This window comes from Pseudomonas migulae NBRC 103157 (assembly GCF_002091715.1).
Lineage (GTDB): Bacteria > Pseudomonadota > Gammaproteobacteria > Pseudomonadales > Pseudomonadaceae > Aquipseudomonas > Aquipseudomonas migulae_A.
Genome location: NZ_BDAG01000020.1, coordinates 45,340 through 57,503, shown reverse-complemented (window position 1 = coordinate 57,503; position 12,164 = coordinate 45,340). Strand labels below are relative to the sequence as shown.

The window sequence follows — 12,164 nt, the reverse complement described above, 5'->3', positions numbered from 1 at the left end:
ACCGCCCATGGCACTGCACCCGGACATCGAAGGTTTTCTGGAGCTGGCCGAGTTCGGCCGCCTCACCGGCAAAAGCCTGCCCATGCACGAGCTGGCCCCGGCCGAAGCGCGCCAGCAATTCGAACAAACCTCGCAGCTGCTCGACGCCGCACCAATGGGCGCGCTGACCGTGACCGCCGTCAGCATTCCGGCCCGCGACGGCCACTTGCTGAATGCGCGCCTCTACGCTCGCCCGTCGCTGGGCACTCAGGAACGTCCGGTGCTGCTGTACTTTCACGGCGGCGGCTACGTGGTCGGCAGCCTCGATTCCCACGACACCCTGTGCCGACGATTGGCGCTGGCGGGTGGTTTTACGGTGCTGTCGGCGGATTATCGACTGGCCCCGGAACACCGTTTTCCCACGGCCTACGAAGATGCCGAAGACGTGACACGCTGGCTCGCCACCAACGGCGCCGGTGCTCTGGGCCTGGACGCAAACCGCATCGCATTGGCTGGCGACAGCGTCGGCGGCAGCCTGGTGGCCTCGTTGTCGATCGCCATCGCACAGAATCCGCAAGCCTGGCCGCTGACGCCACGGGTGCAAGTGTTGTTGTACCCGGTGATCGACGCCGTGGAAAAACGCCCGTCCCTCGCACGTTTCGCCGAGGGCTATCTGCTGGAAGCGACCACGTTGGAGTGGTTCTATCAGCAGTACCAACGTAGCGCCGATGATCGTCGTGACTGGCGCTTTTCCCCGTTGTTCGCCGAGACCCTGCAGGGGCTGACACCGACCGTACTGTGGCTGGCCGAATACGATCCGTTGCTGGATGAAGGCCTGGCCTGGGCCGAAAAATTGCGTGCCGCCGGACAACCTGTGGTGCTGGATGTGAAAGCGGGGATGACCCACGACTTCGCACGGATGGGGGAGATGGTTCAGGAAGTGCCGGGGATGCTGGAGCAACTGGCGGGGCAGATCACCGAAAGCCTGAGTTGATGCACTCGCAGCGATCGTTCCGCACTCTCGTGGGCGATCCTATCGCTTGTGACTTTGTAGGAGCGAGCTTGCTCTCGATGGACTTAAGGACGGCGCGTATATCCAGAAAATACGCGTTATCGTTGGCATCCATCGCGAGCAAGCTCGCTCCCACAGGAATCAACTTTTGCTTGAATGACTGGCATTAAAGCTTGGCCCGGCGACGTTCCGAGGAAGAACGATAACGCAGTGCGATTGCCGGACTAATGCACGTCCTCTATCGGATCCAGATGGTCCAATGCCCGATTCACCGTCAACTCCGCCAGCATGATCACCTGCGAAATACCCAGCAGCGAATTGCGCGACGATCCCTGCAAATGATCAGCCAGATCATTGGCCATCACCTCGGCCGAGGCCAGTGATTCACACGCATAGCCCAACAGGGTTTCGATATCGAATTCCGGATTGACGATGAACATCGTGTTCATGGTGCGTGGGGTGGCTTTGATGTCGGCGAATGAAGGTTGGATATCAGGCCTGGGGTTAGTGGAGGAGTCGACGTTTTCATTGGGGGAGGCCGGATCGAGTTCCGGCGGGTTGGGTGTGACCTTGGGCATAGATGGAACTCCTAACGCGAAAAGCAAGGAGCCATCACCCTCGCTACCAAACGAAGGTGGCGGCCATACGCGGGTTGGTAGACCGGTCGCATTAGGACCCCGGCGCCCCCGAGGGAGCCCTGCGCATGGCCCCCATAAATCAGAGCCCTGAGAAAGCGACTGCATAAGGTGAAGCTATGCGCCTAAGCGAAACGGGCTACCAAACCCGACCACTGATTTGCAGTGGCAGGGAAACGATAGAGACCATGCTCATGACGCACAAGCCGGCGGATTCTGGCGTACCTGTAGGCAACGACGCAAGGTGATGTAGCTTTCACGAAGTAACCTGTAGGCCGCTTAAACAAGCTATGCAAAACCGCAGTGGCTGCGCGGTTCCTGCACACGAGGTAAGTGCGAAAAAATATCGAATCAAACCGCTAGTCGCGCATCTGCCAGAGTATTAAATCCACTTTCTTGAGATCGGTAAGCTTGCCGTGCTCGGGTATCAGGTCGTTAAACTGGTTGATCCAATTGACACCCTTGTCGGACGTCAGAAAAGTTTTGTACCAGTTTTCGATATCGGCGTAGCGGAGTTTGGCGTCACGAATCTTGGTGTGAGACGCATAGGATGGAGCCTTCTGGCCAATGTTTTTAAGGACGTGCTGGTCCCATACAGGCTTGTCATCACATAACGTCGCGACCAGTTTGCTGGAAAAAGACGGTTCGTAGCGTCCAGTTACTTCGTACACACGGTCTAGAACGTCACCAAAAGTGGGCTTCGAACCTTTCAACTCCTCCATGAGGTTGTAATAGGTGGAATACCAGGATGCCTGCCGACGCTGGACTCGATAGAACCCGTTATAAGCTCGCTGAAACTCTGCATCCGTCGAGACATTCACCTTCGCCACTTGATCCATCAGTGCCAGGTATTTCTTGATGCCTGGTTTGGCATTGTTAATGGCAGACGTCACATCTGTAACCATGGAATCGATTTCCTTTCAGTGGGTAGCGAGTGCTGAGGTTGGCTTACGTGTGCCCAGTCGCGGGCGGTTACTTGTTATCGTTTTTGCGTGATCGCGCTTTCGCGATCATGTCGTCAAGCTGGCTGATCATCTCATCAACGTCGATTTCTTTGAATTCGCCACACGACGCCGCGATGATCCGTTCGGCAAATTGTGGGCTGTACTCCAGAGGGGAAAAGCCAGGATCGTTCTTGTCGATTGCGGTGTAAATCCACTGGCCGTCAACCTCTTGGCCACACAGGCGTTCTTCTTCCTGTAACCCCAGAATAATCGACTGGAATTCAGCCTCGCTTGGGTGGACCTTTTCCTGCATTACCCGCCGACGCAGATCAGTTGCATTGATCCCCCCGGTCGCGGCCTGAAACACCAGCGCTTTTAACATCTCGATGTTGCTCATTGATGCCTCCTTCATCCGCCTGCCCCGCGGGTGGGGTTCGACGTGCTCAACGTGATTGCCTTGCCAATGAGGAGCATCATGAAATCAAATAGGGTCACTTCCTGTCCCTATCGAAAAAAAATGATAAATCGTGCTCACCGCCGTGATTACTTGCGGCAAATCCTTCTTGCAGCCGGCAAATCGGTCAGTACCGCCTACCTTCACAAGCGACTGGTCGGCTGGGTTTCGCGCAATGGTGATGGAAGTGATGTTCATCACGAAAGAACCACCCGCAGGGACTTGAAGGTGCTGAAAGAACTTCACTACGTCGAATCCGAAGCGGGGGAAGATGACAAGAGGGAGTTGTTCTGGAAAGCGGTTGGCCGAAGCCACTCGCTAGTACTGTCACCTTCAGACGCAATGTCACTCACTTCGATCTTCCAGCACGCCGAACGTTTTGGCCTGCAGTCAGCGACTGAGGAGCTCAAGGGCCTGCGGCACTACGCTGAGCTGGTCATGCAAGACGGCTGCGAACGAAAGCTGGATTTCACTAAGCGTATTACCTCCGGCACCCGATTTACGGTACTGCAGCCTGGTAAGCACAACCCCGAACATCTCAAATGTTTGCAGACAGCCATCATGAAGGACACTCCCTTGGAGGTTGGGTACCTTCCTCGCGATGCCGACGGCGTTGAGTGCATCTACCAACTAAAACCGCTGGGGCTGTCCCACCAGGACTCCAATATTTATCTCTCCGCCTATGTTGTCGAAGAGAAGTGGCTCGGCAAAGAGCCTGATCCTGAATTGCCGCGTGGTAAATACAGCAGCAATGGTCCCAATAAACTTTGCGCGCTGATGCTTCATCGAATCACAAAAGTCGAGCCTGGAAAGCGGAATATCAACGACCCAGAAGGCTACGATGTTCTCTCAGACGAAGCACAGAAAGACCTTGTGAGCGTTTACACGCCCCCGCAATTAACGCGCCTTCTTCTAAGTGACAACCTGTACAACCGGCTTGCTGAAAACCCACTCGAAAAAGACCAGAAGCTGGAGCCATTCGGGAACAAATGGTTGCTGACATGCAAGACTCGCGACTCTCAAGGGCTGCGACTTTTTCTAATGGCGAACGCTGCGGATATAGAAGTATTGGAGCCCATTACCCTGAGGGATCATATCCGGCAGATGCTCATCGCTGCGGTGAGGACGTACCAACAATGAGAAGCAGTGTCTCGACGCTAACAGAAGGGATACATCTGCCGTTCACTGCCGGTAATCACTGCAAATGGGCGGGTCAAGTCAATGCAATACCCAGGGTGTAGGGGAGGGCTGCGGAAATGGCTCCAGCCAGCGGCAAGTTAAGCAGCGGACGTCGCGCGAGTTCAATCGTCAGCGGCACGTTTTCGGTACCTGTTTTCACTCACTCCGCCATTTTGGGCGACGGGGCGGACTCCACCCAAAACTTCGGGAGGACGGACAATTTTCAATAATGGCATTATGATGTCGTTTCGAATGGCAGCTCAGGTAGCCAGTATCTCGTAAACTGCAAAGCCAGCTTTCCCCCGCCGACGCTGATTACCGGCAGCTGCACACCCTCCAACCTCAAGAAGCAAGGACGCTCTATGCGCACTCTATTTAAGCTTTGGCTCGGCGCGACTATCGTTTCGCTGACCCTCTATCTTCCGTTCTATGTGTTCTCCAACAACGCCATCGACGCTGTCGAAGAGCTGACTCCCATTGACCTGATCCCGTTGACCGGGATGAAGGGCCAAGACCCGGAACAACGAGAGAACATGCTGAAAAGGATGGGCATCGATACGTCCATGGAGCTTGAGGATGCCTTGGACGACAATGATCGTTTGTCCAATGTCGATATCGATTACGTGGACACCGACGAAGCCCGGCAGGTCGAGCTGTCCAGTGGTCTCAAACTCGTGGCGGCAACCGCCGATATCGCTGGAGGCAAGCAACTGAAGATCGTTTTCGGCGTCGTGCCGAAGCGCTTTCTGAAAAGTGTCGCTGGCGTTGCAGGAATCGTTGCTTTCCAGATTACCGATGGGAAACATTCACTGGGGATCATCAATGGCGTGTCTGATGAGCTCTATCTGTGGACGTTGTTCGAACCCACCGGAAAGGCAGGCGTCGAGTCCGTCGATCGAATGGTGCAGATGTTCGATGCGCATGTCGCCAGAATCGAAGAAGACAAACGTGCCCGTGAGCAGGACCAAGCTGCGCAGGCGAATGCCCAGCGCTCAACCCAGGCAGTAGACACTCAGGCAGCTGCGCCACAGGCTCGCCAATTCGAGAGCCGCACCGTCGCGGGTAATCCGAGCCCTGAACAGGTCATTATTTTCCAGTGGGAAGGTCAGCCTGCTTATTGTGCGGATGAAGGGGCCGATGGCGCTAATTGCCATGGCGATGGTTCCGCCTTCATTGGGCAGGGGTCTCACAAGGACTATATGGATTCCGGCAGTGCGCTCTGCATTGCAGGTGAGCCGGATTGCAAGCTTCCACAGTATTTCCCGGAAGATGTTCGAGGATAGTCGGCGTAGACGCTCTGGCCAGCAGCGCCCTGGGCGCTGTGTTGGAATCAAGTCGGCTTCTATTGAGCCGCCCCGGTAATACCCATCCCCAAATACAAAACCGGGCCGCAAGCGGCCCGGTGGTGTTCAATATTTAACGAACACAGCAATCAATAATTAGCCCGCAACGTCAACGTCAAATTCCGCGGATCCCCATAGAAGTTAGTCCCCCACGAAGCATCCACGCGATCGTAGTACTTTTTATCAAACAGGTTGTTGCCAGTCAGTGTTGCCGACAGGTTCTCGTTGAACTTGTAGCCCACCTGCGCCGTGGCGATGCCATAGCCGCTTTGTTCGAAGCGCACTTCACGCTGGTACCAGGTCTTGCTGACTACACGCACACCGCCGCCGACGCTGAAGTCTTTGAGCGGGCCGTCGGTGAAGTCGTATTTGGTCCACAGGTTGAAGTTGTGTTTAGGCGTGATGGTGCTGAAGGTGCTGCCTTCATTGTCGTCGGCGGATTTCAACAATTTGGTGCTGGTGAAGGCGTAGCCGGTGACGATGCTCCAGTTGTCGGTCAGGTTGCCGCTCAACTCGGTTTCCCAGCCCTGGCTGCGTGCCTTGCCTTGTGCTTCGTAGCTATTGTTGTCGGAGTTGTATTCGGCGCGGTTTTCGTCGTAGATGCGGAACATCGCGATGCTGGCATTCAGGCGACCGTCGTAGAATTCGCGCTTGAGGCCGATTTCGTATTGCTTGCCTTTGCGCGGTCCGATTGGCGAGTTGTCAGCACCGGCTTCGCTCTGTGGCTTGAACACACCGGTGTAGCTGGCGTAGGCCGACAGTTCCGGGGTCAGCTTGGCGATGATGGCGCCGTAGGGCACGACCTTGCGGTTGATGCTGGTGTGCGCGTCACCGAAGGTGTTGAAGAAGGCGTTGGCGTTTTTCGCGTCGCTTTCATACCAGGTCACGCGGCTGCCGCCGATCACGTCGAGCCAGTCGGTGACGTTGAACTTGGCGCGGGTATAGAGGCCGTACTGGTCGGACTTGGACCAGTTGCCGTTGACCCGCTCATAGTCGTTCTTGGGAATATCGATACTGCCCGGGTTGTAGACGTTGATCGGGAAGTACTCGCCGCCACCGTATTCGAAATCTTTGTCCAGGTGCTGGTACTCGGCACCAACGGTGAACTCGTGTTGGCGATCAGCGAATTCGAACGGCGTGGTCACGAAGCTGTCGACGCCGATGGTCTTGATGTGGGTGTAGTAGTCGTACGCCACGGCCCAGCTGTCGCCATTGGGCTCGACCGCACCGTCGGCCCAGGTGAAGTTTCGCTGTGGCGTTTCTGCGTCGCGGTAGGTGACGGTGGTCTTGAACTGACCGCCGTTATCCAATGCGTGATCGACCTCGGCAAAGGATTCCCAGACTTTCTCGTTCAGGGTGTTCCACTTGGCATCGACGAACGTCGAGCGCGGCACGTCCAGCAACTTGCCGTCGGCAAACGCCGGCAAACCGAACGCCGGGGTGGAATGGTTCTGCTGGTAGGCGCCGCCGACCGACAGGGTGGTGGACGGGTCGAGGTCGAATTCCAGGCGGCCGTACACCATCGGGCGTTCGTTCTGGGCGGAGTCGACGAAGGATTTGTTGTTCTCGTAAGCGGTGATGAAGCGACCGCGCACGGTGCCCTGATCGTTCAACGGGCCGGTGACGTCCACCATCGAGCGGTAGTGATCATAGGAGCCTGCGCCCAGTTCGCCGCCGAGAGCGAATTTGTTCAGGGCGCGCTTGCGCACCACGTTAATGGTGCCGCCAGGTTCGCCAGCGCCTTGATACAGGCCCGACGGACCGCGCAACACTTCGACGCGGTCGTACATCGCGAGGTCGAAGCTGGTGCCCATGTCACCCTGGCCAGTCGGTTGCGATACGCCGTCAACCTGCACCTGGTCGACGAGGAAGCCGCGCATGTAGACGTCGTTCAGGCTGGAGCCGGAGTTGTACGTCTTGATGGTGACGCCGGTGACCTGACGCATCGCGTCTTGCAGGCTGTTCATGTTCTGGTCGTCCATGCGCTGGCGCGTGACGACGGACACCGACTGCGGGATGTCCTTGAGCTTGATGTTGCCCTTGCCGATGCTGACTTCATCGGAGGTGTAGGAATGCGTGCCTTCGGTGGTCGGCCCCGGCGCAACGCCAGAGATCGCGGTCGCGCCCAGTTGCAGCGCACTGGAGTTGCCGGCGACCGGAATCAGCGAAACGGTGTTGCCAGTCAGTTGAAACGTAATGCCGCTCCCCAGCAGCAACGTGTTCAGTGCCTGTTCCGGCTCCAGATTGCCGGAAACCGCCGTCGATTTGAGGCCGTTGACCATGTCCTGGCTGTACAGAATCTGCAGGTCGGTCTGTTGACCCAGTTGCTGTAGCGCGCTGGCCAGCGACTGCGAAGGAACGTTGACGTTCACCGGCGCGGCCTGGACTTCAGACGTGCCCAGCAGCAACAGGGTCAGCAACGCACCCGGTACGACTGTTCGGAATTTCTTTTGCGGCGCGATGGCCAGTGCCAACGGCGCGCGGGACAGGGTAGGGCTTTGCATTGCTCAAATCGCTCCTGAGGTGTGCAGTTTTTTAGTTAATGATAATTATTATTAGACGCGTCACTTCGACGAAACCGGAAAACAAACCCCGAAAAAATCGTCGAGTGATGGGTGTTGCTGCTCTCAGGCGGTTGCCCGCTCGGTCACCACCCGGCCCGATTCCATGCGCACCAGCTGATCGGCCATGTCGAAATAGCGATCGTCGTGGGAGATGACGATGATGGTTTTGCCCAGGCGCTTGAGGTCTGGAAGCAGCTCGGTGTAGAAGATCCGGCGGAAGGTCGGGTCCTGGTCGGCCGCCCATTCGTCGAACACCAGCACCGGCCGTTCTTCCAGCCAGGCATTGACCAATGCCAGGCGTTTACGCTGGCCGGTGGACAGGTCGGTGGTGGTGAAACTGCCGTTCTTGACGCTGACCTTGTGCGCGATTTCCAGGCGTTGCAGGTAGGTGTTGGCGTCTTCGGGAATGTGCTGATCGCCCTGCACCACGTCATCGAACAGGTAGTAGTCGGCAAAAATCGTGGTGAACAGTTGGCGGTAGTCGTCACGGTTCTGCGCATCGATGCTGTCGCCGTTGAGCAGGATTGCACCCTGCTGCGGCGCATACAGGCCGAGCAACAATTTGATCAGCGTGGTCTTGCCGCAACCGTTTTCGCCGACGATGAAAATGATGTCGCCCTGTTCGATGGTCAGGTTCACCGGCCCCAGCCGAAACGCTTCGCTGCCCGGTGCGGCGGGGAAGGCATAGCTGACGTTGTCCAGTTGCAGGCTGTTGACCACGGCCGGTTTTTTGCCAGTGTCGTTGAGCAACAGATGCGGCTCGGGCGAGGAGAACTGGCTCGACAGTTCGGCGATCCGGCGGAAGGCAATCCGCGCGCGGCTGACCACCGGCAAGGTACCGACCAGATGCTCGATGGGGCCTTTCATGTACAGCAGCACCAGGACGAAGCCGCTCATCACCGACTTGTCGGCGCTGGGCCAGAACGATTGCAGGGCCAACGCCAGGCCGATGACCACGAAGAACAGCATCGACCCCAGCGTTTTGGCGATCACGAAGGTATTGATCGAACGCACCTGGGTGTTGCAGATAAAGTCCGCCGTGCCCTGAATGCCCGACGTGAACATGCGCTGGCGGCGCGGACGGTGAATGCGCAGTTCCTTGGCGCCGCCAGCGATGGCGTTGTAGTGCTTCTGCAATTCGTCTTCGGCGTCACGGGCGGCCATGAAGCCCTTGATACCCTTGCCTTGTGCATAGAACTGGATGCCGGTGCCGATGGCGATCGCCAGCACCATCATCAGGAACATCGGCCACGACAGCAGCGCCAGGTAGCCCATGCAGCCGAGGGTCACGGTCAGGGAAATGGCCAGCGGCGCGAAGGCGAATGCGAAGTCGCTGATGGTGTCGACGTCATGGGTCAGCACCGGAATCAGGCGGTGGCTGCGGTAGCGTTCGATCTGTTCGATGGGCGCTGACAGCACCTTTTCACCCAGCTCTTTGCGCAGCTTGGCAATGATGTGCTGGCCGACGTAGTTGGTGCCGATGTCCGAGCAGATCGAACTCGCCAGCGCCAACAGGCAAAGGCCGCCGAACAGGGCGACCACGCCTTGGGTCAGGCCACTTTCCGAATGCAGGGCATTGTTGATTGTGGCCAGCAGCACCGTCACGCTCAGACCGCCCACCATGCCCAGAATGATCGACAGGCTGACCACCAGCCGGAACGGTTTCAGGAGGGTGAACAATTCATGAATTGCACCGCGCGTAGGCTGGGTCATGAGCAGAGGGTTCCTTTGGGTCGTGAGGCAGATACCCAATAGGACGTGTGGTCAGGTGTTTAATTTAGACGGCCACCGACTGGCGGCGGCCGCCGGGGAAGGGCATCAGCCATTGGGAGGCAGATCGCGCACCACGCGAAAACCGATCCAGTCGCCACGGGTTTGCGGATAAATGTTGTTGCGGTTGCCGGAGCGCGAGAACACCGGTGCTTCGCCCCAGTCGTTGCCGCGAATCTGCAGGGCTTCGCAATTGGGTTCGACCCAGGCGCTGCCATCCGTGGGGGCCCCGACGTAATCGGTGTGCTCGCAGTCGGCGATCCACTCGTAGACGTTGCCGTGCATGTCGTACATGCCGAAGGCGTTAGGCGGGAAGCTGCCGGCCGGGGAGGTGTAGCTGTAGCCGTCGGTTGGCCCGTACGTATTGGCATGGGTGGCGATGCTGTACTCGGTGCCTTCATCGAAGGGGAACGGGAACGGTCCCGTTGAGCCGGCACGGGCGGCGTATTCGCGCTGGGCCTCGCTGACGATGTGGTAGTGCTGGCCGGTCTTGATCGACAGCCACGCGACATACGCGCTGACCTCGGCAAAGTTCATGCACACCGCCGGCTGACGCGGGCCCTGTGGATAACGTGGCTTGCTGTTGATGCACTCGCGCCCGGGGCGGGTGTCGCCGTCGGGAAGGGTGATCCCGGTTTCCTTCATGTATTGGTCCCATTCACCGGCGGTGATCTGGTAACGGCTCATGGCGAACGGCTTGGCGAACGTCACTTCGTGCATCGGCCCTTCATCGGGCTCGCGACCGACTTCACCTTCCGGCGTGCCCATGGTGAAGGTCCCGGCGGGCAGCACCACCATTTCCGGGCAGTTGCGGCAATCCTTGAACACCTTGCCCGGCAGCGGCGCGTTGGAAGCCTGGGCAGCGGCAGGCAGCGCACCGCCGAGCAGCGCCAGCAGGGTCAGTGCACCGAGATGTTTGAGTGACGTTCGGGGTCGAATCCCGAGTCTGTGCAGGAGGTTTTTCATGAGCGTTCTCGCTAAAGGGAATCGGTGTGTCAGAGCTTGCTGGCCAACAGCGCCATGACGCGGTCGATGTGCGCCTCGGTGTTGAGCAGGCCCGGGGACAGGCGAATGATCGGGCCGACATCACGGTCGACGGCGTCGCAGACCACGCGCTGGTCCATCAGGAAATTGGCGACTTCCTCGCAGTCCCGGTTCTTGATGCGGAAGAAGGTGAAACCGGCGGAATACTCGGGCGACAACGGCGTGACGAGCTCCACCGACGGGTGCTCCTGCAAGCGCTTTTTCAGGTAGCTGTTGATTTCGTGAATGCGCGCCTGAACCTCGTCCTTGCCCAGGTCCAGATGCAATTTGAACGCTTCGGTCAGCGCCCAGCGGTGTTCAAACGAGTGATAGCCGCCGTAGGTCATCACGGTCGAAAAGGTGGTCGCTTCGGAGAACGTCGGAATGGTCGGCGTGATGTCCTTCATCTCGTCGGAGCGCGCGCAGATGATCCCGGTACCCCGTGGACCGAACATCCACTTGTGGGTGCCGGCGATGAAGTAGTCGCACTGCATGTCCGGGAAATCGAGGTTTTCCACGCCGAAACCGTGGACGCCATCGACCACATAAAGGATGCGATTGTTTTCCTCACGGTCGCGGTTTTTCTCGGCGACCAGTTTGCCGATCTCGCCAATGGGCAATTTCACGCCGCTGCCGGAATGCACCCAGGTCATGCCGAGCACACGGGTCTCGGGCCGAATGTTGCGGGCAATCGAGGCCAGTATTTCATCGGTCGACACCTTGTACGGGTCTTCGAACAATTTGATTTTGCGAACCTGGGTGCCGTCCTTTTGCGTGCGGAATTCAAACACGCTGTTGGCGGCGTAGTGCTCATGTTCGCTGGTGAGGATTTCCTGATCCGGGCGCACATGGATGCCGGCGTAAATCATTGCCAGGCCTTCGGTGGTGCTGCCGGTCAGGGCGATCTGCGAGGGTTTGGCTTTCAGGTAACGGCCGGCCCACACGCGGACTTCTTCTTCGCGGCGTTCGGTTTCGCCACGATGCCAGTCCATGGCCAGGCCCGGGTTTCGGTCGAGGTTGGCGCGGTGCATCTCGATGGCCTCGCGCACGGGACGTGGGTGCGAAGTCACCAGAAAGTTGGCGAAGTGCAGGTAATCGGGGTCCTGATTGAACAACTGGCGAAATTGCGCCCATTTGTCTTTGGGCAGCGGCGCGGGCGTGGCGGCCAGCGCCGGCAGACTGACCGCGGAACTCAGGGGGATGCCGGCCGCGATAACGCCAGCCTGTTTGAGGAAGGTACGACGGTTGGTCATGAATTCGG

10 protein-coding genes are annotated in these 12,164 nt (G+C 58.2%); 3 read left to right on the top strand and 7 right to left on the bottom strand.

Going from position 1 to position 12,164, the window contains the following annotated elements; translation table 11 throughout:
* Nucleotides 1-7: 7 nt before the first annotated feature.
* Entirely contained in the window at nt 8-973 is a 966-nt protein-coding gene (locus PMI01S_RS16470) for an alpha/beta hydrolase (RefSeq protein WP_084321045.1), read from the top strand.
* Between the two features lie 242 nt (nt 974-1,215).
* Here PMI01S_RS16470 and PMI01S_RS16465 read toward each other — a convergent pair whose 3' ends face one another.
* From PMI01S_RS16465 to PMI01S_RS16455, 3 genes are all read right to left on the bottom strand, one after another.
* Complete coding sequence (locus tag PMI01S_RS16465) at nt 1,216-1,569, bottom strand: DUF6124 family protein (RefSeq protein ID WP_084321044.1); 354 nt, start codon at nt 1,567-1,569, stop codon at nt 1,216-1,218.
* 416 nt (nt 1,570-1,985) lie between these two features.
* The gene (locus PMI01S_RS16460; protein ID WP_084321043.1) at nt 1,986-2,531 is read right to left on the bottom strand and encodes a hypothetical protein; all 546 of its coding nucleotides are present in this window, start codon (nt 2,529-2,531) and stop codon (nt 1,986-1,988) included.
* A gap of 67 nt (nt 2,532-2,598) precedes the next feature.
* Complete coding sequence (locus PMI01S_RS16455; RefSeq protein ID WP_084321042.1) at nt 2,599-2,967, bottom strand: hypothetical protein; 369 nt, start codon at nt 2,965-2,967, stop codon at nt 2,599-2,601.
* 42 nt (nt 2,968-3,009) lie between these two features.
* On the opposite strand from PMI01S_RS16455, the gene PMI01S_RS16450 reads away from it, so the two are divergent.
* Nucleotides 3,010-4,164: a helix-turn-helix transcriptional regulator gene (locus PMI01S_RS16450; protein ID WP_235864439.1), complete on the top strand. Its 1,155-nt coding sequence runs from the start codon at nt 3,010-3,012 to the stop codon at nt 4,162-4,164.
* A gap of 401 nt (nt 4,165-4,565) precedes the next feature.
* A complete protein-coding gene (locus PMI01S_RS16445; RefSeq protein ID WP_084321040.1) occupies nt 4,566-5,486 on the top strand; it encodes a hypothetical protein in 921 nt (306 codons plus the stop codon).
* A gap of 149 nt (nt 5,487-5,635) precedes the next feature.
* On the opposite strand, the gene PMI01S_RS16440 is transcribed toward PMI01S_RS16445, so the two are convergent.
* The 4 genes from PMI01S_RS16440 to pvdN form a co-directional block, all read right to left on the bottom strand.
* Complete coding sequence (locus PMI01S_RS16440; protein WP_084321039.1) at nt 5,636-8,050, bottom strand: TonB-dependent siderophore receptor; 2,415 nt, start codon at nt 8,048-8,050, stop codon at nt 5,636-5,638.
* Between the two features lie 123 nt (nt 8,051-8,173).
* Nucleotides 8,174-9,823, bottom strand: a complete 1,650-nt coding sequence (locus PMI01S_RS16435; RefSeq protein WP_084321038.1) for a cyclic peptide export ABC transporter — start codon at nt 9,821-9,823, stop codon at nt 8,174-8,176.
* A gap of 105 nt (nt 9,824-9,928) precedes the next feature.
* Nucleotides 9,929-10,846, bottom strand: a complete 918-nt coding sequence (gene pvdO, locus PMI01S_RS16430) for a dihydropyoverdine dehydrogenase (protein ID WP_084321037.1) — start codon at nt 10,844-10,846, stop codon at nt 9,929-9,931.
* A gap of 29 nt (nt 10,847-10,875) precedes the next feature.
* Nucleotides 10,876-12,156 carry a pyoverdine-tailoring periplasmic protein PvdN gene (gene pvdN / locus PMI01S_RS16425; RefSeq protein WP_084321036.1) on the bottom strand — a complete coding sequence of 427 codons (1,281 nt, stop codon included), beginning with the start codon at nt 12,154-12,156 and terminating at the stop codon, nt 10,876-10,878.
* Nucleotides 12,157-12,164: the final 8 nt, after the last annotated feature.

Excerpts from the sequence above, each read along its gene's own strand:
- PMI01S_RS16435 (WP_084321038.1), bottom strand. The coding sequence starts at position 9,823 with ATGACCCAGCCTACGCGCGGTGCAATTCATGAATTGTTCACCCTCCTG.
- PMI01S_RS16465 (WP_084321044.1), bottom strand. The coding sequence starts at position 1,569 with ATGCCCAAGGTCACACCCAACCCGCCGGAACTCGATCCGGCCTCCCCC.
- pvdN (WP_084321036.1), bottom strand. The coding sequence starts at position 12,156 with ATGACCAACCGTCGTACCTTCCTCAAACAGGCTGGCGTTATCGCGGCC.
- PMI01S_RS16440 (WP_084321039.1), bottom strand. The coding sequence starts at position 8,050 with ATGCAAAGCCCTACCCTGTCCCGCGCGCCGTTGGCACTGGCCATCGCG.
- PMI01S_RS16470 (WP_084321045.1), top strand. The coding sequence starts at position 8 with ATGGCACTGCACCCGGACATCGAAGGTTTTCTGGAGCTGGCCGAGTTC.
- pvdO (WP_084321037.1), bottom strand. The coding sequence starts at position 10,846 with ATGAAAAACCTCCTGCACAGACTCGGGATTCGACCCCGAACGTCACTC.
- PMI01S_RS16455 (WP_084321042.1), bottom strand. The coding sequence starts at position 2,967 with ATGAGCAACATCGAGATGTTAAAAGCGCTGGTGTTTCAGGCCGCGACC.
- PMI01S_RS16460 (WP_084321043.1), bottom strand. The coding sequence starts at position 2,531 with ATGGTTACAGATGTGACGTCTGCCATTAACAATGCCAAACCAGGCATC.
- PMI01S_RS16445 (WP_084321040.1), top strand. The coding sequence starts at position 4,566 with ATGCGCACTCTATTTAAGCTTTGGCTCGGCGCGACTATCGTTTCGCTG.